At 72.4% G+C, this 23323-nt stretch carries 17 protein-coding genes and 1 other RNA gene; 9 read left to right on the forward strand and 9 right to left on the reverse strand.

Annotated features, from left to right (window positions below; genetic code table 11):
- Positions 1-28: 28 nt before the first annotated feature.
- The 5 genes from ssrA to ftsE all read right to left on the reverse strand — a co-directional run bounded on the left by ssrA (position 29) and on the right by ftsE (position 3973).
- Positions 29-417: a transfer-messenger RNA gene (gene ssrA / locus OHU74_RS13475) on the reverse strand.
- 127 nt (positions 418-544) lie between these two features.
- Positions 545-1030, reverse strand: coding sequence for an SsrA-binding protein SmpB (smpB, locus tag OHU74_RS13480; protein WP_266908355.1), 486 nt, complete (start codon positions 1028-1030; stop codon positions 545-547).
- 18 nt (positions 1031-1048) lie between these two features.
- Positions 1049-2278, reverse strand: coding sequence for a S41 family peptidase (locus tag OHU74_RS13485; protein ID WP_371616115.1), 1230 nt, complete (start codon positions 2276-2278; stop codon positions 1049-1051).
- A gap of 67 nt (positions 2279-2345) precedes the next feature.
- Complete coding sequence (gene ftsX / locus OHU74_RS13490; RefSeq protein WP_330296636.1) at positions 2346-3266, reverse strand: permease-like cell division protein FtsX; 921 nt, start codon at positions 3264-3266, stop codon at positions 2346-2348.
- Positions 3267-3283: 17 nt separating this feature from the next.
- Positions 3284-3973, reverse strand: coding sequence for a cell division ATP-binding protein FtsE (gene ftsE, locus OHU74_RS13495; RefSeq protein ID WP_330296637.1), 690 nt, complete (start codon positions 3971-3973; stop codon positions 3284-3286).
- A 224-nt stretch (positions 3974-4197) separates the two neighbouring features.
- Here ftsE and OHU74_RS13500 point away from each other — a divergent pair, with 224 nt between their 5' ends.
- The gene (locus tag OHU74_RS13500) at positions 4198-4392 is read left to right on the forward strand and encodes a hypothetical protein (protein ID WP_330296638.1); all 195 of its coding nucleotides are present in this window, start codon (positions 4198-4200) and stop codon (positions 4390-4392) included.
- A gap of 123 nt (positions 4393-4515) precedes the next feature.
- Here the strand turns inward: OHU74_RS13500 and prfB are convergent, their stop codons facing one another.
- Positions 4516-5625 (reverse strand): peptide chain release factor 2, encoded by a 1110-nt coding sequence (gene prfB, locus OHU74_RS13505; protein ID WP_371616116.1) that lies wholly within the window; start codon positions 5623-5625, stop codon positions 4516-4518.
- A gap of 318 nt (positions 5626-5943) precedes the next feature.
- Here prfB and OHU74_RS13510 point away from each other — a divergent pair, with 318 nt between their 5' ends.
- The gene (locus tag OHU74_RS13510; RefSeq protein ID WP_371616117.1) at positions 5944-6954 is read left to right on the forward strand and encodes an isopenicillin N synthase family dioxygenase; all 1011 of its coding nucleotides are present in this window, start codon (positions 5944-5946) and stop codon (positions 6952-6954) included.
- Positions 6955-7069: 115 nt separating this feature from the next.
- Here the strand turns inward: OHU74_RS13510 and OHU74_RS13515 are convergent, their stop codons facing one another.
- Entirely contained in the window at positions 7070-8326 is a 1257-nt protein-coding gene (locus OHU74_RS13515) for a serine/threonine-protein kinase (RefSeq protein ID WP_371616118.1), read from the reverse strand.
- Between the two features lie 237 nt (positions 8327-8563).
- Positions 8564-10351 (reverse strand): serine/threonine-protein kinase, encoded by a 1788-nt coding sequence (locus OHU74_RS13520; protein ID WP_371616119.1) that lies wholly within the window; start codon positions 10349-10351, stop codon positions 8564-8566.
- Positions 10352-10874: 523 nt separating this feature from the next.
- Between OHU74_RS13520 and OHU74_RS13525 the strand changes: the two genes are divergently transcribed.
- The 5 genes from OHU74_RS13525 to OHU74_RS13545 all read left to right on the forward strand — a co-directional run bounded on the left by OHU74_RS13525 (position 10875) and on the right by OHU74_RS13545 (position 20408).
- The gene (locus tag OHU74_RS13525; RefSeq protein WP_371616120.1) at positions 10875-14258 is read left to right on the forward strand and encodes an FHA domain-containing protein; all 3384 of its coding nucleotides are present in this window, start codon (positions 10875-10877) and stop codon (positions 14256-14258) included.
- A gap of 104 nt (positions 14259-14362) precedes the next feature.
- Positions 14363-15766 carry an ABC transporter substrate-binding protein gene (locus OHU74_RS13530; RefSeq protein WP_371616121.1) on the forward strand — a complete coding sequence of 468 codons (1404 nt, stop codon included), beginning with the start codon at positions 14363-14365 and terminating at the stop codon, positions 15764-15766.
- Positions 15767-15771: 5 nt separating this feature from the next.
- The gene (locus OHU74_RS13535) at positions 15772-17106 is read left to right on the forward strand and encodes a carbohydrate ABC transporter permease (protein WP_371616122.1); all 1335 of its coding nucleotides are present in this window, start codon (positions 15772-15774) and stop codon (positions 17104-17106) included.
- On the forward strand, positions 17103-17984 hold the full coding sequence (locus OHU74_RS13540; RefSeq protein WP_371616123.1) for a carbohydrate ABC transporter permease: 882 nt from the start codon (positions 17103-17105) through the stop codon (positions 17982-17984). Before OHU74_RS13535 ends, OHU74_RS13540 begins: the two co-directional genes overlap by 4 nt.
- Before the next feature lie 174 nt (positions 17985-18158).
- Positions 18159-20408, forward strand: a complete 2250-nt coding sequence (locus tag OHU74_RS13545; RefSeq protein WP_371616124.1) for a CDP-glycerol glycerophosphotransferase family protein — start codon at positions 18159-18161, stop codon at positions 20406-20408.
- Between the two features lie 138 nt (positions 20409-20546).
- On the opposite strand, the gene OHU74_RS13550 is transcribed toward OHU74_RS13545, so the two are convergent.
- On the reverse strand, positions 20547-21167 hold the full coding sequence (locus OHU74_RS13550; protein WP_371616125.1) for a TetR/AcrR family transcriptional regulator: 621 nt from the start codon (positions 21165-21167) through the stop codon (positions 20547-20549).
- A 140-nt stretch (positions 21168-21307) separates the two neighbouring features.
- Here OHU74_RS13550 and OHU74_RS13555 point away from each other — a divergent pair, with 140 nt between their 5' ends.
- The gene (locus OHU74_RS13555; RefSeq protein WP_371616126.1) at positions 21308-22243 is read left to right on the forward strand and encodes an ABC transporter permease; all 936 of its coding nucleotides are present in this window, start codon (positions 21308-21310) and stop codon (positions 22241-22243) included.
- Complete coding sequence (locus OHU74_RS13560; RefSeq protein ID WP_371616127.1) at positions 22236-23063, forward strand: ABC transporter ATP-binding protein; 828 nt, start codon at positions 22236-22238, stop codon at positions 23061-23063. The genes OHU74_RS13555 and OHU74_RS13560 overlap by 8 nt, the downstream gene beginning before the upstream one ends.
- Positions 23064-23323 lie beyond the last annotated feature (260 nt).

Below are 23323 nucleotides of genomic sequence, written 5' to 3' on the forward strand. Positions count from 1 at the left end.
GGCCGCGGGGCCTTTGCCCAACATGGGGTTGTGGAGATGGCGGGAATCGAACCCGCGTCCAACGGTGCAGAAGTAGGGCTTCTCCGAGCGCATTCCGCTGCGCTTTTCTCGGCCCCGGAGATCACACGGACAAGTCTCCGACGGGCTCAGTCACTGTTTGATTTCCCTCTATCCCCCGTGACCGGAGTTAGAGGTTTAGATCCCTAGTTGACGCCAGGATCCGGACCGGGACCACTTCCGGGCTGACGCTCCTCACAGAGGCTTCAGCTCACTGTTATTAGGCAGCGAGGGTGAAGCGGGAGTTATCGCTCTTGGAGTTGGCGATTATTGTTTGCGACATATGGTTAACGAGATCATTGCCGCTTTCTCGGCTCGCTTCCCCTACATCGACATCCGCTGTCGAAACCGATCATCCCCATGTTTCACGCTGTTCAGTTATGAGATCCAGCCGGCGCTCTCCATGCGTCCCGCTCGACCGGCACCACCCGCAAGCGCGTGATGCTGACGCCATCGTACGCGAAGTGGACCACGGTGTGCCAGGACATTAAAGCTGGCCGCGCTCCTTGCGCTTCACGGCCGAGATCACCCGGTTCGTCTCGCGCGTGTCCTGCTTCTCGCGCAGCGACTGCCGCTTGTCGTACTCCTTCTTGCCCTTCGCCAGCGCGATCTCGATCTTCGCCCGGCCGTCCTTGAAGTACAGGGCGAGCGGCACGATCGTGTTGCCCGTCTCCCCGGTCTTCGAGTCCAGCTTGTCGATCTCCTCGCGGTGCAGGAGCAGCTTGCGCTTGCGCCGCGCGCTGTGGTTCGTCCAGGTGCCCTGGCTGTACTCCGGCACATGCACGTTGTAGAGCCAGGCCTCGCCGCTCTCCACCGACACGAAGCCGTCGACCAGCGAGGCACGGCCCTGGCGCAGGGACTTGACCTCGGTACCGGTGAGCACGAGACCGCACTCGTAGGTGTCGATGATCGTGTAGTCGTGCCGCGCCTTCTTGTTCTGGGCGATCAGCTTGCGCCCTGTTTCCTTTGCCATAGTGCGGTCATTTTCGCACTACGGACCCACACCGATGCCACTCAATACCGTGCGGGCCCGATCCTCGACCCCGTCCGCCACCGCCAGGTCCGGGGCGATGCCGCCGCCGTCGAGGCTGCGGCCCGCCGGAGTGCGGTACGTCCCCACCGTCAGCTCCGCCACCGAACCGTCCGGGAGCTGCGTGGGCATCTGCACCGAGCCCTTGCCGAAGGTGCGGGTGCCCACGGCCACCGCGCGGCCGCGGTCCTGGAGGGCGCCGGTCACCAGCTCGGCCGCGCTCATCGTGCCGCCGTCGATCAGCGCCACCAGCGGCCGGGTCGTGTCCCCGCCGGGGGTCGCGTAGAGGGCGTGCTGGGCGCCGCGCACGTCGTACGTGGCCACGAGCCCGCCGTCCAGGAAGGCCGAGGCGGCCGTCACCGCCTCGGTGACCAGACCGCCCGTGTTGCCGCGCAGGTCGAGCATGACCCCGCCGCCGGGCGGGGCGGCGCGGACGGCGGCCCGGACGCTGTCGCCCGAACCCCGGGTGAAGGAGGCCACCTTGATGACGGTGATCCCGCCGGGGATCTGCCGTACGGTCACCGGCTCGGAGCGCAGCTCCTCGCGCCGCACCGTCTCGGTGAGGTCCACGCCGTCGCGGGTCAGGTTCAGGACCACCGGGGTGCCGACGGCGCCGCGCAGCAGGGCCACCACCTCGGCCACGCGCAGGCCCGTCACGCCCTGCCCGTCGATGCTCAGCAGCCGGTCCCCGGCGCGCAGGCCGGCCCGGGCCGCGGGGCCGCCGGGCTGGACCCGGTCGATCTCGATGCGGCCGTCGCGCAGGCGCCCGGCCCACAGGCCGACCCCGGTCCAGTGGCCGTCGAGGTCGTCGGAGAAGGCCTCGTACTCGCTCTGGTCGTACACCGTGCCCCAGCGGTCCCCGCTGCGGCTGACCACCTCCTGGGCGGCCTTCTTGGCGGACTTGCCCTCGGCGGCCGCCTCGGCGGCCGCGCCGGCCACCGCTTCACGGTCGGCCGTGGCGGCGGAGCGGGGTGCCGCGGCTTCCGCGGACCCCCCTGGCCGTAAGGGCGCGGCAGGACCCGTACGGGCCACCAGGGCGGAGGGGGCGTCCCTGCGGTCGCCCTCCCGGTCCCAGCTGCCCGTGCACGCACCGGCGCCGACGGCCGCGCAGAAGGCCAACGTCAAAGCGGCCCCGCGACGCAGGTCGCGGGGCCGGAGACAGAAGGCGGGAATACTCGGCAAGCCCAGCATGGCGCCGAGTCTAGGACAAGCCCCGCGACGGTACCGGTGGTTGACCGGACCGCTCGCGGGGCGCTCGTCACACCTTCAGGTACTTGCGCAACGCGATGAACGCGGCCAGGGAGGGCATCAGCACGCCGATGACGAGCACCAGCGGCAGCTTGGTCAGGACCGAGTCCCAGCCGATGAAGTTGATGAGCTCCATCCTCGCGCGCAGCCCGAACCCGTGGTCGATCACGAAGTACTGGCCGGCGCCGAGCATCCCGCAGGCGAAGAAGGCGCCGATGAGGCCGGCGAAGGCGGCCTCCATGATGAACGGCACCTGGATGTAGAAGCTGGAGGCGCCCACCAGCCGCATGATCCCGGTCTCGCGCCGACGACTGAAGGCCGAGACGCGCACCGTGTTGACGATCAGCAGCAGCGCCACGACCAGCATGATCAGCATGATGCCGAGGGCGGCCCAGTTGAGGGCGCCGAGCAGCTTGAAGAGGCTGTCCAGCACGTTGCGCTGGTCCTCGACCGACTGGACCCCGTCGCGGCCGGAGAAGGAGGTCGTGATGACCTTGTACTTCTCCGGGTCCTTGAGCTTGACCCGGAGGGATTCCTGCATCTGGTCCGGAGTGATGGAAGCGGCCAGGGCGGTGTGCCCGTACTGCTCCTGGTAGTGCTTGAAGGCCTCGTCGGCGGACTCGGGGGTGACCTTCTCCACCAGCTCCATCTTCTCGAGCTCGGCCTGGATGGCCTGCTTCTGCTCGGGGGTGACCGCCCCCTTCGAGCAGACCCCGCCGGCGCCCTCCGCGTCGTTCTTGTTGCAGAGGTAGACCGTGACGTTGGCCTTGTCGTACCAGTAGCCCTTCATCTTGCTCACCTGGTCGCGCATGAGCAGTGAGCCGCCGAACAGGGCCAGCGAGAGGGATACGGAAATGATGACCGCGAAGGTCATGGTCAGATTGCGGCGGAGACCGACCCCGATCTCCGACATGACGAACTGGGCGCGCATCGCGTCTCAGGAGCCTTTCAGTGCTGGTAGCCGTAGACGCCGCGCGACTGGTCGCGGACGAGACGGCCCTGCTCGAGTTCGATGACGCGCTTGCGCATCTGGTCGACGATCTGCTGGTCGTGGGTCGCCATGATCACGGTGGTGCCGGTCCGGTTGATCCGGTCCAGCAGCTTCATGATCCCGACGGAGGTCTGGGGGTCCAGGTTGCCGGTGGGCTCGTCCGCGATCAGCAGGGCCGGGCGGTTGACGAAGGCGCGGGCGATGGCCACGCGCTGCTGCTCACCACCGGAGAGCTCGCCGGGCATCCGGTCCTCCTTGCCGCCGAGGCCGACGAGTTCGAGGACCTGCGGGACGGCCTTCTTGATCTCGCCGCGCGGTCTGCCGATGACCTCCTGGGCGAAGGCCACGTTGTCGGCCACCGACTTGTTGGGCAGGAGCCGGAAGTCCTGGAACACGGTCCCCAGCTGGCGCCGCATGTGCGGAACCTTCCAGTTGGAGAGCCTGGCGAGGTCCTTGCCCAGGACGTGCACCTGGCCTTGGCTCGCCCGCTCCTCGCGCAGGATGAGCCGCATGAAGGTGGACTTGCCGGAGCCGGAGGAGCCGACCAGGAAGACGAACTCGCCCTTCGCGATGTCCAGGGAGACATCTCTGAGTGCGGGACGGCTCTGCTTCGGGTAGGACTTGGAGACGTTGTCGAATCGGATCACGGGTGCACCACGGTCGCCGGGAGTAGGTGTGCGTGACCATACGCGAACGGGCGCGAGGAGGGGACCCGGCGTCCGGAGTTGCCCGATATATCCCCTGGTCCCGGGCGTGCGCGACCGCGATTGCCCGGACGGGCCGCGCCTAATGTCTCCGGAGCTGGCACAGTGGTAGGGGAACGGAGTCGTTCCCGCTGCCGTTGTACCCGAGGGGACGAAAGGAGGAGCGCATGACATACGACCGGCTCGTGTGCGCGAACTGCGCCGCGCCCGTGAACCAGGGCCGCTGCCCGGTGTGCCGGGCGAACCGCCAGCGCCTCCAGCAGGAAGGCCCCTTTTCCGGCGGCCTGAACCCGATGGCGCTCATCGCGCTGCTCGTGATCCTGGTGGCCGCGCTCGCACTGGTGGCCCAGCAGACGGCGTAGCTCCTCAGCCGCCACGTACCGATCAGAAGCACAGCCCGATCAGACGCACAGCTCTCAAGACACACAGCGGAAGGGCCCGGACACCTGAGAGGTGTCCGGGCCCTTTCCGTTACGTGTACGCGCTTACGCGGTCTGCTCCTGCTGCTTGCGCCAGCGGATTCCGGCCTCGAGGAAGCCGTCGATCTCGCCGTCGAGCACCGCCTGCGGGTTGCCGACCTCGAACTCCGTCCGGAGGTCCTTGACCATCTGGTACGGGTGCAGGACGTAGGACCGCATCTGGTTGCCCCAGGAGCTTCCGCCGTCCTTGAGGGCGTCCATCTTGTCCTTCTCCTCCTGGCGGCGCCGCTCGAGCAGCTTGGCCTGGAGGACGTTCATCGCGCTGGCCTTGTTCTGGATCTGCGAGCGCTCGTTCTGGCAGGAGACCACGATGCCGGTCGGGAGGTGCGTGATGCGCACCGCCGAGTCGGTCGTGTTGACGCCCTGCCCACCCGGGCCCGAGGCGCGGTAGACGTCCACGCGCAGCTCGGCCTCGTCGATCTCGACGTGGTCGCTGGTCTCGACGACCGGCAGCACCTCGACGCCCGCGAAGGAGGTCTGGCGGCGCCCCTGGTTGTCGAAGGGCGAAATCCGGACGAGGCGGTGGGTGCCCTGCTCCACGGAGAGGGTGCCGTACGCGTACGGGGCCTTGACCACGAAGGTGGTCGACTTGATGCCGGCCTCTTCCGCGTACGAGGTCTCGTAGATCTCGGTCGGGTAGCCGTGGCGCTCGGCCCAGCGCAGGTACATGCGCTGCAGGCGCTCGGCGAAGTCGGAGGCGTCCACGCCGCCGGCCTCGGCCCGGATGTTGACCAGCGCCTCGCGCTCGGCGTACTCGCCGGAGAGCAGGGTGCGGACTTCCATCTCGTCCAGCGCCTTGCGCACGGAGACCAGCTCGGTCTCCGCCTCGGCGAGGGTGTCCGCGTCTTCCATCTCCACGGCGAGCTCGAAGAGCACCGCGAGGTCGTCGATGCGCCCGCGCAGGTTCTCGGTCTTGCGGACCTCGGCCTGGAGGTGCGAAAGCTTGCTCGTGATCTTCTGGGCGGCGTCCGGGTCGTCCCACAGGGACGGCGCGGCGGCCTGCTCCTCGAGCACGGCGATTTCTGCCCTCAGCTTGTCGAGGTCCAGGACGGCCTCGATCGACCCCATGGTCGAGGAGAGGGACTTCAGCTCTTCGGAAACATCGACGACTGCCACGGGTCCAGCGTAGCCGGTCCGGGGAGGCGCCTCTCCGGCCAGGCCGAATCACCCGTATTGGCGGACGTTCGCACGGGCGTACGCTCACCGTATGACTGTCCTCCTCCTCGTCAAGCGCCGCCATGTGGACCACATGCGCGTCACGACGACGAGCTGTCTGCCGCCGGCCCCGCACCAAGCCTGATCCACCCCGATCCGACTTGGTCCTGTAAGTGGCCCCGCGGCCCCGGCGCCAACCCCTGCCGTCCGCCCCCCATCGGCCACGACCCCCGACATCCCCGGGGGACAGGACCCCGTGACATCCGAAACGGAGCCGTCATGCCGTCCGCCCACTCTTCCGACTCACTCCCGGTCCTGGACCTCTCCCGGGCCGATGATCCGGCCCTGCGCGACTCCTTCCGCAAGGAACTGCACGCGGCCGCCCGGGACAGCGGTTTCCTGCACCTGACCGGGCACGGCGTCACCGCCGCCGAAACCACCCGCATGCTGGAGCTGACCAGGGCCTTCTTCGCGCTCCCGGAGGCCGACCGGCTGGCCGTGAGCAATCTGAACTCCCCGCACTTCCGCGGCTACACCCGCATCGGCCACGAGCTGACGGGCGGTGCCTCCGACTGGCGGGACCAGCTGGACGTCGGCGCGGAGCGGCCCGCGCCCGTGGTGGGCCCGGACGACCCGGCCTATCTGTGGCTGGAGGGCCCCAACCAGTGGCCCGAGGCCCTTCCGCAGCTACGGGACGTGGTGCTGGAGTGGCAGTCCCGGCTGGCGGCCGTCGCCCACCGCCTGCTCCAGGAGCTGCTGGCCTCGATCGGCGCCCCCGCCGACTTCTTCGACGCGGCCTTCGCCGACCGCCCCCACCTGCACACGAAGCTGATCCGCTACCCGGGATCCTCGCCGACCGGCACCGACCAGGGGGTCGGGGCCCACAAGGACTACGGCTTCCTCACCCTCCTGCTCCAGGACTCGGTCGGCGGCCTCCAGGTGGTCCGGGACGGGGCCTTCCTGGACGTTCCCCCGCTGCCGGGAGCCTTCGTGGTCAACCTGGGCGAGCTGCTGGAGATAGCGACGGAGGGGTACCTGACGGCCACGGACCACCGGGTGGTGAGCCCGGCGGGCGCCGTGGAGCGGTATTCGGTTCCGTTCTTCTACAACCCGCGCCTGGACGCCGTGGTCGAGACGGTCCCGGGCGACTACCTGAGCTCCGCCCCCGGGCTCGCGCACGACGCGTCGAACCCGCTGCACGCGGAGTACGGCCGCAACGAGCTCAAGGGATGGGTCCGCGCCCACCCGGCCGTGGCACGGCGCTGGCACCCGGAGCTGGCGGGGGCGTAAATCCAGCCCCGCCGGCGTTTGAGGCGCGGGTCTGGGCGGAGCCCAGGGAACGGTGGAACTGGGGGTCCCCCGGACGGAGTCTGGGGGATGGGTAGGAGACGGCCCCGCAGGGTGCCTACGGGGCCGTCGAGCCCGACTGCTTGCTGTCCTGCGGCGGCGGCGCCGAGTCGGAGGAGACGGCCAGCCAGCTCCCGACCCCCACCGCCGCGGCCAGCGCAACGGCGGCGGCCGACAGCGCCAGCCGGCGCTTGCGGACCGTCTCCGCCCGGTGCCGCGCGGAGCCCGGCCGGTGGCCGCCCGCGGGGCGCGGAACCCGGGCGGTGCCCAGCGCGCCGCCCGCCAGCTCGTCCGGACCCGGCACCCGCATCGAGGTGTGGGTGTCGCGGTTGGAGTCCGTGGAGGAGCCGGAGCCGGGGACCAGCGGGACCACGCCGCGGCGCCGGACCGGGTCCGTCACCACGGCCTCCGGTTCCGGTGCGTCCGACTGCTCCGGCTCGTCCGGCTCGTCCACGTCCAGCGGCGGCATCCCCGTCAGCAGTGGCTGCAGGTCCCGCAGCCGCAGGGAGAGCTCCGAGGCGCGCAGCCTCGATGCGGGGGCCTTCGCGAGGCACTGGACGATCAGCTGCCACAGCTCGTCGGGGATCCCGGGCAGCGGGACGACGGTCTCGGTCACGTGGCGGCGCAGGACCGCCCCGGGATGCCCGCCGCCGAACGGGGTGAAACCCGCCAGCAGCTCGTACAGGACGGTGGCGAGGGCGTAGATGTCCACCGCCGCGCGCGGGGGCAGGCCCTCCACTATCTCGGGGGCCAGATAGTCCGGGGTCCCGATGATCCGGGTGGTCGGGGACGGGACCCGGCCGCCGGAGGCCCGCCTCGGCGAGTCGATGAGCTTGGCCACGCCGAAGTCGGTGAGCAGCGCCGGATGCGCGCCGCCCGGCCCGAGCGGGCCCTGCATGTCGAGCAGGACGTTCTCCGGTTTGACGTCCCGGTGCACCACCCCGGCCGCGTGCGCGGCCGCCAGTGCGTCCGCGACGTCCGCGACGATCGCGACGGCCGCCTCGGGGGCGAGCCGCCGCTCGCGGTCGAGGCGCGTGCGCAGGTCCGTACCGCGGACGAGGTCCATGACGAGGGCGAGGTCGTTGCCGTCCACGACCAGGTCGCGGACGCCGACGACGTGCGGGTGCTCCAGCCCGAGCAGTGCGCTGCGCTCCTGGACGAACCGTCCGACCAGTTCCTGGTCGGAGGCGAGGTCCTCGCGCAGCAGTTTGACGGCGACGGGGCCGTCCGGCCCCTCACCCAGCCATACCGTGCCCGCGCTGCCGCGCCCAAGGATCTGGTGCGCGGTGTACCGGCTGCCGATCTTCCGTGCCACGACTGCTCCCTCAGCGGCTGGCGTACGCACCAAAGCTACGCGGCCGGGTGGGGGTTGGAGTCCACGGATCGCGACGACCTTCACTTCTGCGGGCGAAATCACCTCCCAGAAGTCGACAAATCCACGAAGTCGGCGCTACAGGGCCGGTTTCAGGGGCCATTTCGCGCCATTCATCGGGCCGGTTTTGGTTCCGATTGCGGCTCCCGAGCGGGGGCCGCGACCGGTTCCGGTTCCGGATCAGGGGGTGGAACCGCCTCCTGTGGCGTCGCCGATGGTGCTGACCCAGTCCACTACGTCCGAACCCCAGGTCCACACCTGGTCCCACCAGCCCTTGCCGGTGCCGACCCACTCCTGGAGCGGGGTCAGCTCCCAGACCAGCCAGCCCGCGACGAAGAACACCAGGATGAGCACCAGGCAGCCCTTGAGGCAGCCCAGACCCGGGATCTTCACCGGGTTCGCGCTGCGGCGGCGCGGCTCGGCCGGCTCCCGCTCGGCCGGCCGCTGCCGCTGCGGCGGGCCCTGCGGGGGCTGCTGCTGGGGCTGGCGGTACTGGGGCTGCCCCTGCGGCTGCTGGTACTGCTGGGGGTGCTGCTGCTGCGGCTGGTAGTGCTGCGGCGGGGGCTGCGGCGCGTACTGCTGCTGCGGGTACTGCTGCTGCGGCTGTCCCTGCCGGTACGGCTGCTGCTGCGGGGGCTGCTGCGGCTGGCGGTACTGGGGCGGCTGCTGCTGCGGCGGCGGGGGCGCCTGGCGCTGCGGCCGGCGGCGCAGCGGGTCCTCGCTCGGGTCGAGGTACTGCATCTGCGTCTGCTCGTTGCGGTCGCGGGCCGCCTGCATCTGCGACTGCCACGGGTGCGGCTGGTCCGGCCGCTGCACGGGCGGCATCACCGAGGTCGGATCCGCGCCGCCCTGACCGCCCTGACCGCCCGTGCTGGGCAGCACGGACGTGGCGTCGGCCGCGCCGACCGGCGGCAGCACGCTGGTCATGCCGTTGGGGTCGTACGCCCCCATCGGGGAGACCCCGGCGGAAGCCCCGGAGGCCCCGGCGCCGCCGGGCAGCACCTGGGTCGCGTCCGCGGGCCCGTGGGAGCCGGGGGTCGCGGGGACCGGCGCGGGCGAGGTGTCCGGAGCGAGCAGCGCGCCGACGCCGAGCGCGGCCTCGACCTCGGCGGCCGTGGAGTGCACACCGATGCCGGAGGCCACGACGCGCAGGCCGCGCGCCAGGCTCTCCGCGCTCGGGCGCTCGTAGGGCTCCTTGCGCAGGCAGCGTTCGATGACCGTCCACAGCGGCTCGGGGACGTTCGCCGGGCGCTGCGGGTCCTCGCTGAGGTGGCGGTGCAGGACCTCCAGGGCGGTGCCGCCGGCGAAGGGCGGACGGCCGGTGAGGAGCTCGTAGAGCAGGATGCCGGCGCCGTAGATGTCGACGGCGGAGGTCTGCGGGCGGCCCTCGGCGGACTCGGGGGCCACGTAGGCCGGGGTCCCGACGAACTCGTGGGTGCGGGTCAGACCCGGGGAGTCGGCCAGGCGCGCGATGCCGAAGTCGGTGAGCATCGGCTTCATCTGGCCGTCGCGCTCGTCGAGCAGGACGTTGGCGGGCTTCAGGTCGCGGTGGACCACGCCGTCGGCGTGGCTGGCGGCGAGCGCGTCCGCGATCTGGGCGGTCAGCAGGCTCGCGGCGACCGGGGTGAAGGGGCCGTTCTCGCGGAGGTACTTGTGCAGGTCGGGACCCTCGATGAGGTCCATGACGAGCGCGAGGAGATCGCCTTCGACGACGAGGTCGCGGGTGCGGACGATGTTGGGGTGGGTCAGGCGCAGCAGGACGGAGCGCTCGCGCAGGAAGCGCATGACGATGTCGGCGTCCTGGGCCAGCTCCTCCTTGAGGACCTTGATGGCCACGGTCTCGCCGGCGTGGCCGGTGACGGCCGCTTCGGCGCCGGCCGCCTCCCGCTGGCTGGCGCGCCAGACGGTGCCCGTGGCGCCGCGTCCGAGCGGCTCCACGAGGAGGTACTTGCTGCCGACTGGCCGCACGTCGCGCGCTCCTTGTTCGTCGTCGATCCCGCCGTCGATCTCGCCGCCGATCTCGTCGTGAGCTCGTCGTGATCCCGTCGGGTTCCGTCGTCGGATTCGGTCGATCCGGCGCTGGGTTTTCCGGCCCACTCTAGGGGGTGTCCTGTGGGAAGACGCGGGGCATGGAGGGTTGGTTGCCGCACATATGCACGAAGGGTGATGTTTGCGGCGTATGCCGGGGGCGATTTTCCGCGCCTTGATGTCCATATGCGATCGGCCCGGCCGCAGGTCCGGTGCCGGTCCGCGACCGATCAAGATCACTTGTCGGTGGGTGACGGGCGTGTTGTGTACGACAGGTGCGAGGATGCACCCGTACGGAACGGCCGGGACGGGAGCCCCGCCGCTCCGGGCAGACCTGACCGGACGACGCGTCCGTGCCGGGTGGGGGCGGTCGGGCACGCATGGCATCCAACCGATGCCGTGCCCCGTGGATCCCTGCCGGGCGCTAACACCGCGCACCGCGCAGAAGGGACCGCTGACAGCGATGCAGATCCGGCTGACCGTCCTTGGGTCGGGGTCGCGCAGCGGCCACCACCAGGCCACGACCGCCCACACCTCCTCCGCTTCCACCGGCGGCGCCGGACCGGCCAGCTGTGACGTGCTCGTCACCGCGCCCGTCGGCACCGCCCTGTCCGCGGTGGCCTCCGGACTTGCGGCCACCGTCGGCGGGCCCGACACCGGGGGCACGGTCGTGCTCTACGCCGGTACGGAGCGGCTCGATCCCGCGCGCTGCGTGCTCGGCGAGCCGCCGCTCGTGGACGGGGCGGTCCTCTCCCTGCACCTGCCCGGCCCCGATGTCCTGGCCGACACCGAGACCGCGGACGGCCCCCAGCTGCACGTGGTGGCCGGTCCCGACGCGGGCGGCGTGCACCTGCTGCACCCGGGGGCGATCCGGATCGGGCGCTCGGCCGACGCGGACGTCCCGCTGGACGATCCCGACGTCTCGCGACTGCACTGCACCGTCACGGTGCTCCCGGACGGGCGGGTGGCCGTGGCCGACCTCGGCTCGACCAACGGCACCGCGCTCGACGGGGCCGCGGTCGGGGCGGAGCCGGTGGCGCTGGCGCCGGGGGCGCTGCTGCAGGTCGGCGAATCCACCCTCCGCCTGACGACGGGCCCGACGCCGGCGGCGCTGGCCCTGACCCCCGACCTGGAGGGTCACCTGTCCCTCACCCTGCCGGGCGGCGGGGGACCGCAGGGACAGTTCCCCCACCCCGCCCCTTCCCGGAACGGGGGCTCCGCCCCCGACCCCGGCATGCCCGGCGCGGGCCGGGCCGGTTCCGGCGCCTCCGGCGCGAGCTGGGACACCTCCGGAACGGGCCACGGCCCCGGCGCCCCGGACGGCGGCTCCCGGTCCGGTTCCGGCGCCCCGGGCCTGGAGCAGCACGGCGCAGCCGGGTGGGAGGGCTCCGACACCTCCGGCACGGACTGGGGCACGCCCGCGACGGGCCACGACTCCGGTACCTCCGGCCGGGGCCACGCCGGCGCATCCGGCTGGGACGGCGGCACCGGCTCCGAAGCGCGCCGGGAAGGCGGCTCCGTCCCGGCGCAGCACGGGTGGGACGGTACCTCCGGCGCGGGATCGCCCGGTGTCGCCGGTGTCGCCGGTGTGGAGCAGTACGGCGAAGCCGGTTGGGCCGCCCCCTCGGGCGCGACCGCGGACCCGCAGGACCCCCAAGGCGCCCAAGGCGCCCAAGGCGCCCAAGGCCACGGCTCCGGGGCCGGTCCGGGCGTAGCCTCCGCGCCCCGCCGGGCCGCCCGGCGCGGGATCGGGGCCTGGGCCCGCAAGTGGGTGCGCGGGGAGGAGGCCGCCGAAGCGGCCGGCGGCGAGGCGGTGGCCACGGCCGCCGCGGCCGCGTTCTCCGGCGCGCGGCCCGGGGTCGACGACCCCGCCGCGCTGCTGCTCGCCGCCCTCGGTCCGGCCCCGCGGCTGTGGTCCGGGCCCGCCGGGCTCGACGTCACGCTCGGCGTCGGCAGCAAGGTCGCGCTGCTGGAGAGCGGCGCGCTCGGCATCGCCGGGCCCCGGGCCCGCCTGACCGGCGTGGCCCGGTCCGTGATCGCCCAGCTCGCCGCCCTGCACGCGCCCGGCCAGCGGCTGGAGATCGTGCTGCTCTGCGCCGACCGCGCCCGCCCGCTCGCCGAACGCCGCCGCGACTGGGGCTGGCTCGGCTGGCTGCCCCACGTACGGCCCGCGCACGGGCAGGACTGCCGGCTGCTGCTCGCGTACGACCGCGATCAGGCGGCCGCCCGCGCCGGTGAGCTGACCCGCCGCCTCGACGACGGTCCCCTCGGCGTCCACTGGGCCGGCGCCTCCGCGGAGGCCGTGCGCGAGGCCTCGTACGGCTACCGGGGCCCCTACACCCTCCTCGTCGTGGACGGGGATCCCGGAGCGGGCGCCCTGCGGGACGTCACCGGCCGCCTCGCCTCGCACGGGCCGGCCGCCGGGATCCACGTGCTGGCGCTCGCCGAGTCCCCGGCCACGACCCCGGCCTCGCTCGTCGCCGAGACCTACGAGAGCGCCTGCGCCGCCACCCCCGCCTTTCGGGACTGCGGCGCCGTCGCCCTGCTCAGCGGGGACGTGGCCACGGCGGTACGGACCTTCGCGGTCTCCCACGGCAAGCCGGTCCCGCCCGGCGAGACGGCCACGGCCGACGCCGTCTCGGTGGCCTGGGCGGAGCGGTTCGCCCGCGCCCTGGCCCCACTGAAGGCCGACTCGCCCGCCACGGAGGGCTACCGGCCGACCGCCGCCACCCTCCCCCAGACCTCCCGGCTGCTCGACGAGCTGGGGCTGGCGAGGGCCACCCCGGCCTCCCTGATGGCCCGTTGGGCCGCCGCCACCGACCAGGGCCAGAGCGTCGGCGGCCTCGCCGAGATCGTGCTCGGCTCCGGCCGGCGCGGGCCCGTGGGCGCCGAACTCGTCACCGACGGCCCGCACGTACTGATCGAGGGGCCCGCCGGAAGCGGCCGCACCGAGCTGCTGCGTTCGGTCGCCGCCTCCCTGTCGGCCGCCTCCCGGCCCGACCGGCTCGGCCTGGTGCTGCTCGACGGGGCCGGCGGGGAGCGCGGAGACGGGCTGGCGCCCTGTACCGAGCTGCCGCACGTCTCGGCCCACCTCGTCGCCTCCGACCCGCTGCGCATGCGGGAATTCGCGCAGGCGCTGGGCGCCGAGCTCAAGCGGCGGGCGGAGCTCCTGAACGGGGTGCCGTTCGCCGAGTGGCACGCGCTGCGCGAGGTCTCCGACCGGATGGTCTCGCCCCGTCAGCCCACCCCGGGCGAACTGCGCGGCGATCTGGAACCCCAGCGCTCCGGCACCCTGCGGCTGCGCTCCTCCGCCACCCGCACCGACCCCGCGGGGCCGAGCCCGCTGCCGCGCCTGGTCGTGCTGGTGGACGACTTCGACGCGCTGGTCGCGCCGGGCCTGGGCAGTACGGGCCGGCCCGCCGCCGGTTCGGTGGTCCGCGCGCTGGAGGCGGTGGCCCGCGAGGGTGCCCGGCTCGGGGTGCACCTGGTGGCCACCAGCGCCCGCCCGGACCGGACCGCCGACACCGAGCTGGCCCGGCTGGCCACCTTGCGGGTCGAGCTCGACGCCCCCGACCAGCCGGGGCCCGGGCGCGGTCTGCTCCGGTACGCGGACGGCCGCGCCGTCCCCTTCCAGGGCGGCCGGGTCACCGGCCGGATCCCCCGGACGGCGACTCAACGGCCGACGGTGGTGCCGGTGGAGTGGGAGCGGATGGGCGATCCGCCGACCCGCCGTCCGGTCCGCGAGCTGGGCAACGGCCCGACCGACCTCGCGCTGCTGGCCAGCGCCCTGGACCGGGCCTCGCACCTGGTCTCGGCGATACCGGTGCTCTTCCCGCCCGCCCCCTGAGGGCCGCCCGCCGGGGCCTAGGCGGTATTGCGGGGGTGCGCGGGGCGGCGTAGACCTTGTGGCACGGGACACACCACGGCCACACAGGCATCGGGGGCAGAGCCATGCGCAGACTGCACGGAGCGAACCGCACGAAGACCGGGACCGGCGCGAGGACCCGTACGAGAGCCCGCGCCTGGGCGGCGCTGATCGCCACGGGCGCGCTCGCGCTCACCGCGTGCGGCAGCGACGACGGCGGCAAGGATCCCGGGCCGAAGGGCGGCAGCGCGACGCCCGCCGGGCCCGCGGTCGCGTTACCCCGGCTGGACGGCGAGAAGCTGGAGGTCGCGGCGGTCTGGACGGGCCCCGAACAGGCCAACTTCGCCAAGGTGCTCAAGGAGTTCGAGAAGCGGACCGGCGCCACCGTCACCTTCGTGCCCGCGCAGGACCCGATCGTCACCTTCCTCGGCACGAAGATCGCGGGCGGCTCCCCGCCGGACGTGGCGCTGCTCCCGCAGGTCGGCGCGCTGGTCTCGGCGGTCAAGAACAAGTGGGTCCAGCCGGTCGGCGCCGAGGCGCAGGCCCAGCTGGACAAGAACTACTCGAACGGCTGGAAGACGCTGGGAGCGGTCGACGGAACCCAGTACGGGGTGTACTACAAGGCCGCCAACAAGTCGCTGATCTGGTACAACGCGAAGGCCTTCGAGGCGGCGGGCGTCCAGCCCCCGAAGACCTGGAAGGAGCTCCTGACGGCGGCCGACACCCTGTCCGCGTCCGGTACCCCGGCGGTCTCGGTGGCCGGCGCCGACGGCTGGACCCTGACGGACTGGTTCGAGAACGTCTACCTCTCCCAGGCGGGCCCGGAGAAGTACGACCAGCTCGCCAAGCACCAGATCAAGTGGACGGACGACAGCGTCAAGCAGGCGCTGACCTCGCTCGGCGAGCTGTTCGGCCGCAAGGACTTCCTGGCGGGCGGCCAGAGCGGGGCGCTGGCGACGGAGTTCCCGAAGTCGGTGACGCAGACCTTCACCGGCGGCGACCGGCCGGCGGCCGCGATGGTCTACGAGGGCGACTTCGTGGCGGTCAACATCGCCCAGACGGAGGCCAAGGTGGGCAAGGACGCCCTGGTCTTCCCCTTCCCCGGTGTCGGCGCCAAGGCCCCGGTGGTCTCCGGCGGCGACGTGGCGGTCGCGCTGAAGCCCTCGAAGGGCGCGCAGGCGCTGCTGACCTTCCTGGCCTCGGCGGATTCGGCGCGGATCCAGGCGGGCGAGGGCGGCTTCCTGTCCCCCAACAAGTCCCTCGAGCTGAGCGCGTACCCGAACGACATCCAGCGCGGCATCGCCCAGGCCCTGATCGCGGCGGGCGACGACTTCCGCTTCGACATGTCGGACCAGGCCCCGGCGGCCTTCGGCGGGACCCCGGGCGCGGGCGAGTGGAAGGCGCTCCAGGACTTCCTGGCGAACCCGTCGGACGTGGCGGGCACCCAGGCGAGGCTGGAGGCTGACGCGGCCAAGGCCTACGGGAACTGATCCCCGTGGCCTCCGCGTCCGCGACCCCGTCCAAGGCCTCCCCCACCCGGGCGGGGGAGGCCCGGCGCCGCCGCCTGACGGCGGTGGCATTCCTCCTGCCCGCCCTGGTCCTGCTCGGCGCGCTCGTCGTGCACCCCATCGGCTACTCGGTCTACCGCAGCTTCTTCGACCGCCCCGGGGACACCTTCGTGGGCGGCGGCAACTACCGGGAGATCCTCCACGACTCCACCATCCGCACCGCCCTGAAGAACACGGCGGTGTGGGTGGTGCTGGCCCCGGTCACCGCCACCGCGCTCGGTCTGGTCTTCGCGGTGCTGACCGAACGGGTGCGCTGGGGAACCGCGTTCAAGCTGGTCGTCTTCATGCCGATGGCCATCTCCATGCTCGCGGCGGGCATCATCTTCCGGCTCGTCTACGACCACGACCCCGACCGGGGCGTCGCCAACGCCGTCTGGGTCGGCGTCCACGACACCTTCGCCGAGTCCTCCGCCTTCCCCAAGGCCCGCCCCGGCCGGGACTCCCCGCTGCTCCCGGCGGACGGCGGCGCGTACGTGACCCGCGATCCGGTACGGGCGGGCGTGCCCGCGCTGCTCCCGCTGGTCGGGATCGCCCCGGAGGCCCTGCCCAAGGGCGCGGGCCCGGCGAAGGCGCCCGCCACCGAGCCCGGGAAGGTCACCGGTACCGCCTGGCAGGACTTCACCCGGGGCGGCGGCGGAACGGTGAACACGGTCGACCCCACAGAGTCCGCGCTCGCCGGGCTGCGGATCGAGGCGGTCAAGGACGGCCGGGTGGTCGATACGGCGACGGCCCGGGCCGACGGCACCTTCACCCTGTCCGCGCGGGCCGACGGAGCGCTGCTGCGGCTGCCCGCCTCGAACTTCCGGGAGGCGTACGGGGGCGTGGAGTGGCTCGGCCCGACGCTGGTGACTCCGGCGGTCATCGGGGCCTACGTGTGGATGTGGGCCGGGTTCGCGATGGTGCTGATCGGGGCGGGGCTGGCCGCCCTGCCGCGCGAGCTGCTGGAGGCGGCGCGGGTGGACGGGGCGAGCGAGTGGCAGGTGTTCCGGCGGATCACCGTGCCGCTGCTGGGGCCCGTCCTGGCGGTGGTCCTCGTCACCCTGGTCATCAACGTCATGAAGGTCTTCGACCTGGTCTTCGTGATCGCGCCGGGAGCGGTGCAGGACGATGCCAACGTCCTCGCGCTCCAGCTGTACCGGACCTCCTTCGGCACCGACGCGGATCCGGGGCTCGGTTCCGCGATCGCGGTCCTGCTGCTGGTTCTGGTGCTTCCCGTCATGGCCTACAACATCCGCCGGATCCGCCGGGAGGCCCGCCGATGAGCACGCCCCGAACCGCCCCGCGGCGCCCCCCGCACCCCCTGCGCGCCCTCGGCTCGCGCGCGGCCGGCGGCGCGCTGCGCGTCTTCCTGGTCCTGACGGCCCTGTTCTGGCTGCTGCCCACCCTCGGTCTGCTGATCTCCTCCTTCCTCTCCCCCACCGAACTGAATCGCGGCGGCTGGTGGCAGGCGCTGACCGCGCCCTCGCGGCTGACGGCCGGGAACTACGAGCGGCTGCTGGCCAACGAGACCATCACCGGCTCCCTGCTCAGCACCGCGTACATCGCCGTCCCGGCGACCCTGCTGGTCCTGACGCTGGGCGCGCTCGCCGGATACGCCTTCGCCTGGCTGGAGTTCCCCGGCCGGGACTGGCTGTTCCTGATCGTGGTCGGGCTGCTCGTCGTACCCGTCCAGGTGGCGCTGATCCCGGTCTCCGAACTCTTCGGCTCCATCGGGCTGTTCGAGACCACGGCCGGGGTGGTGCTGTTCCACACCGCCTTCGGGCTGCCGTTCGCAGTGTTCCTGCTGCGCAACTTCTTCGCGGAGATCCCGCGCGAGCTGCTGGAGGCGGCCCGGCTCGACGGGGCGGGCGAACTGCGGCTGTTCGCACGGGTGGTGCTGCCGCTGGGCGGTCCGGCGATCGCCTCGCTGGGCATCTTCCAGTTCCTGTGGGTGTGGAACGACATGCTGGTCGCGCTGGTCTTCGCGGACTCCAAGCACCCGCCGGTCACGGTCGCCCTCCAGCAGCAGGTACGGCAGTTCGGCAACAACATCGACGTCCTCGCGCCCGGCGCGTTCCTGTCGATGGTGGTGCCGCTCCTCGTCTTCTTCGCCTTCCAGCGGCAGTTCGTCTCGGGGGTGATGGCGGGAGCGGTCAAATAGTCCGGCCGACCAGCCCGGTCGGACAGCCCGGTCAAACAGCCCCGTACGCCCCCTGGATCATGATGCTGACGTGCCCGGTTGACGCTGCGTAACCCGAATGCCACACCCTGCGTAACCCGATCGCCACGCCGGGGGTTCCTGGGCAATATGCCCGCGCCGACCCCTGGATGTGCCGTGCCCCGGTTCAGCGTCATCGTGCCCGCGTACAAGGTCCAGGCGTACCTCCAGGAGAGTCTGGACTCGGTCCTGACCCAGTCGTACCCGGATCTCGAACTGATCGCGGTCGACGACGCCTCCCCGGACGCCTGCGGTTCGATCATCGACGACTACGCGGCCCGGGACCCCCGGGTCACCGCCGTGCACCTGGCGCACAACCTCGGCCTCGGGCCGGCCCGCAACGCGGGCCTGGCCCGGGCCACCGGCGACTACCTGGTCTTCCTCGACGGCGACGACACCCTCGCCCCCGGCGCCCTGCAGGCCATCACCGACCGGCTCAAGGCCACCGGCTCCCCGGACGTCCTGGTCTACGACTACGCGCGCACCTTCTGGACCGGCGAACTGGTCCGCAACAGCCTCTCCCACCGCCTCTCCGAAGAGGGCCCGGCCAGCTTCCGCCTCGCCGACCGCCCCGCCCTCCTCGGCATGCTGATGGTGGTCTGGAACAAGACCTACCGCCGCGAGTACGCGGAGCGCGAGGGCCTCTCCTTCCCGCCCGGCTTCTACGAGGACACCCCCTGGACCTACCCCGCGCTCCTCGCGGCGGAGTCCGTGGCCGTCCTGGACCGGGTCTGCGTGCACTACCGCCAGCGCCGCACGGGCTCGATCCTCACCACCTCCACCCGCCGCCACCTCGACATCTTCGACCAGTACGACCGCGTCTTCGGCTACCTCGCCACCCGCCCCGAGCTGGAGCGCTGGCGGCCCGCCGTGCACCGGCGGATGGCCGAGCACTTCTGTGCCCTGTACGCGGACCCGCGCCGGCTCCCGCGCGCGGCCCGCGCCGAGTTCTTCGCCCGGGCGAGTGCCCTGCTGCGCCGCTACCGGGCGCCCGGCCCGCGCCCGCTGTCCATGAACCGCACCGACCGGGTCCGCCACCTCCTGATGCGGGCGGGCGCGCGGCGCACGTACCGCCTGCTGTCCTCGCTGCGCGCCGCCTCGCTCGCGGCGGGCGGCGCAGGCCTCACGCTGGGCCGGGGCCTGCGCGAATCCGCCCTGCGCCTGCACTACCGCACGCAGCGCCTGCTGCCCCTGCGCCCGGAACTGGCGGTCTTCTCCGCGTACTGGCACGGCGGTTACGCCTGCAACCCGGCGGCCATCGAGGCCAAACTGCGCGAACTCGCCCCGCGCATGCGGACGGCCTGGATCTGCGACCCGGCGCACGCCTCGACCCTGCCCCGCGAAACCGTCCCCCTGCGGCCGGGGTCGAGGGCGTACTGGACGGCGCTGGCCCGCGCCACGTACCTGGTCACGAACGTCAACTTCGACCGCACGCTGGTCAAGCGCCCCGGCCAGGTCCTCCTCCAGACCCAGCACGGCACCCCGCTCAAGCGGGTCGGCCTCGACCTCCAGGACCGTCCCGCGGCCACCCCCACCACGGACTTCGCCGGTCTGCTGCGGGGCGCGGACCAGTGGGACTACCTGCTCTCCGCGAACCGCCACTCCACCCTCGTCTGGGAGAAGGCGGTCCCGTCCTCGTACACCACGCTCGAATACGGCTACCCGCGCAACGACGTCTTCCACCGGGCGACCCAGGCCGACGTCCTCGAACTGCGCGAACGCCTCGGCATCCCGCCGGGCTCGACGGCCATCCTGTACGCGCCCACGCACCGCGACTACCGCCGCAGCTGCCCCGACCACCTGGACTTCGAGCGGATCCTGCGCGACCTGGGCCCGCGCTACACGATCCTGACCCGCACCCACCTGACGTACGCGGGCTCGGCGGCCCCGGAGCCGCACCCGCGGCTGCTGGACGTCTCGGCCCACCCCTCGGTGGAGGAACTCTGCCTGGCCTCGGACGCGTTGGTGACGGACTACTCGTCCCTGATGTTCGACTACGCCTCGCTGGACCGCCCGATCGTGATCCACGCCGACGACTGGGAGGCGTACGAGGCCTCGCGCGGCACCTACTTCGACCTGCGGGCCTTCCCGCCGGGCGCGATCGCCCGCACCGAGGACGAGCTGGTGGACATCTTCGCGACCGGCCACTGGCAGGGCTCGCGCTCCGCGCAGCTGCGCGCTTCGTTCCGGACCCGGTTCTGCACGCACGACGACGGCCACGCGGCGGAGCGTGTGGTGCGGCGCGTCTTCCTGAGCCAGCCCGCGTCCCCCATCGTCCCCCTGGAAGACCGCCGCCCCACCCCGGCAGCCCCTTCCGCCACCCCGGAACCAACCCTGGCCCACCTGACCTCGGGCCGCTGGCCGTAACGCCGGGCGAATCCAGCCCCGCCGGCGTTTGAGGCGCGGGGTCTGGGGCGGAGCCCCAGGGAACGGTGGAAGGGCGGGTAGGGGACGAGCCCCGCGCAGCGGCAACCCGGGCACAGCCCGGGCAGGGCCGCACGCCCGTCAGGCGGGCAGGGCCTGCAGCCCCGCGACCACCGACCGCGCCAGATCGTCCAGGTACCCCCCGGGGACCCCGTCCCGTACAACCACCTGCCGCCAATACAACGGCCCGATCGCCAGATCAAGCGCCCGCCCCGCATCCACCCCCACAGGCAGCTCGCCCCGCGAGACCGCCTCCGAGATGATCCCCTCGGCCATCCGCCGCTGCCCCTCCAGCAGAGCCCCCCTCACCGCGTCCGCGATCTCGGGGTTGCGCGCCGCCTCGACCAGCAGGTCCGGGATCACCGCCGAGGCGACCGGGTGCCGCAGCACGTGGGACATCACTTCCAGCAGCGCCCGTACGTCCCCGTAGAGCGTGCCCGTCGACGGCACCGGCAGTCCGTCCACCGCGAACGCCCCCACCAGGTCCAGGACCAGGTGCAGCTTCGACTTCCACCGGCGGTAGACGGCCGTCTTCCCGACGCCCGCCCGCCGCGCGATGCCCTCGATCGACATCCGGGAGAACCCGACCGTCGCCAGTTCCTCGACCACGGCCGCCCGGATCGCCTCGGTCACGTCCTCGCGCAGCACGGCGGCCCCGGCGGGGGCTCTGCGGGGGGCGGGGGCAGCAGGCTCAGTGGTCATGTGCAGAGCATAACCCGCGACGACGATACGGTTGCGTTTCGACGACTCACGTCCTACCCTCGCCGTAGCGACGATACGGACCCGTCCCATCGCAACGTCCCATCGCCAGCGACGCCCCGACCCCGTCGAAAGCGACCCACGTGACAGTGACCACCGCGCCCCCGGCCCCCACCCAGAGCAGGCCCGCCAGGAACGGGTCCAAGGCCCCGGACCCGATCGCCGAACTGGCGGCGGCCCACGACCTGACCCTCAGCGGCGCCCGCCCCTCGCTCCCCTCCTACATCGGGCAGCTCTGGGACCGGCGCCACTTCGTCACCGCCTACGCCACCGCCCGGATGCACGCCCAGTACAGCCAGGCCAGCCTCGGCCAGGTCTGGCACCTGGTGACCCCGCTGCTCAACGCGGCCGTCTACTACTTCATCTTCGGCCTGGTCATGCACGCCAGCCACGGCGTCCCGAACTACCTGCCGTTCCTGATCACCGGCGTCTTCATCTGGGACTTCATCGGCAGCTGCGTCAACGCCTCCACCCGCGCCGTCCAGAGCAACCTCGGCCTGGTGCGCGCCCTGCACTTCCCGCGCGCCTCCCTGCCGCTGTCCACCGTCGTGCAGCTCTTCCAGCAGCTGCTCGTCACCATGGGCGCACTGATCGTCCTGCTGCTGATCTTCGGCCAGACCCCCTCCCTGAACTGGCTGCTCGTCCTCCCGACCCTCTTCCTCATGGCCTCCTTCTGCGCGGGCTGCGCCATGATCATGGCGAGGATCGGTGCGAAGAGCCCCGACGTCAGCCAGCTGATGCCCTTCGTCCTGCGGACCTGGATGTACGCCTCGGGCGTCATGTGGTCCATCGACGCGATGCTCCGCACCGACCACCTGCCGCACTGGGTCTCCACGGCCCTCAAGACCAACCCCGCGGCCGTCTACATCGACCTGATGCGCTTCGCGCTCATCGACACGTACAAGGCGAACCAGCTCCCGCACCACGTCTGGCTGATCGCACTCGGCTGGGCCCTGGTCGTCGGCGTCGGCGGGTTCGTCTTCTTCTGGAAAGCTGAGGAGGAGTACGGCCGTGGCTGATACCGCAACCGCCCCCCGCACCACCCCGACCCGCGCCCCGCAGGTCCCCGACACCCGCGTCCCGACCGTCATCGCCGACGAGGTCCACGTGGTCTACAAGGTGCACGGCTCGGGCGGCCGCAGGGGCGGCGCCACCGCCGCCCTGAGCCGGATCTTCTCCCGCAAGCCGGCCCCCGGCGCGGTCCGCGAGGTGCACGCCGTCAAGGGCGTCAGCTTCACCGCGTACAAGGGCGAGGCCATCGGCCTGATCGGCACCAACGGCTCCGGCAAGTCCACCCTGCTGTCCGCCATCGCCGGCCTCCAGCCGGTGGCCGCCGGCCGGATCTTCTCGCACGGCCAGCCGTCCCTGCTCGGCGTGAACGCCGCCCTGATGAACGATCTGACCGGCGAGCGCAACGTGGTCCTGGGCGGCCTCGCGATGGGCATGACCAAGCAGCAGATCCGCGAGCGCTACCAGGACATCGTCGACTTCTCCGGGATCAACGAGAAGGGCGACTTCATCTCGCTCCCCATGCGGACGTACTCCTCGGGCATGGGCGCCCGGCTGCGGTTCTCCATCGCCGCCGCCAAGGACCACGACGTCCTGATGATCGACGAGGCCCTGGCCACCGGCGACGCCGCCTTCCAGCGGCGCAGCCAGGCGCGCATCGAGGAGCTCCGCGAGCAGGCCGGCACGGTCTTCCTCGTCTCCCACGGCATCGGCACGGTCCGCGCGACCTGCGACCGGGCGATCTGGCTGGAGTCGGGCGTCCTGCGCATGGACGGCCCCGCGGAAGAGGTCTGCGACGCGTACGAGGCCTTCACGTCGGGCAAAAAGTAGCCCTGCCAAGGACCGGCCCCGCAGGCAAAACCCAGCCGCGTCGGCAATTCCAGCCCCGCAGGCAAATCCGGCACCGCCGGGAAATCCGGCCCCGCAGGCAAATCCGGCACCGCCGGGAAAATCCAGCCCCGCCGGCGTTTGAGGCGCGGGGGTCCGGGGGCAGCGCCCCCGGCAACGGCGCCGCACCCGGCACACGAACGGGCCGGGCCCGGAGACCACAAGGTCCCCGGGCCCGGCCCGTTCCGGCAAGCACAGCCCGC

Origin of the sequence: Streptomyces sp. NBC_00454, assembly GCF_041434015.1 — a bacterium.
In the GTDB taxonomy this organism is placed as follows: domain Bacteria; phylum Actinomycetota; class Actinomycetes; order Streptomycetales; family Streptomycetaceae; genus Streptomyces.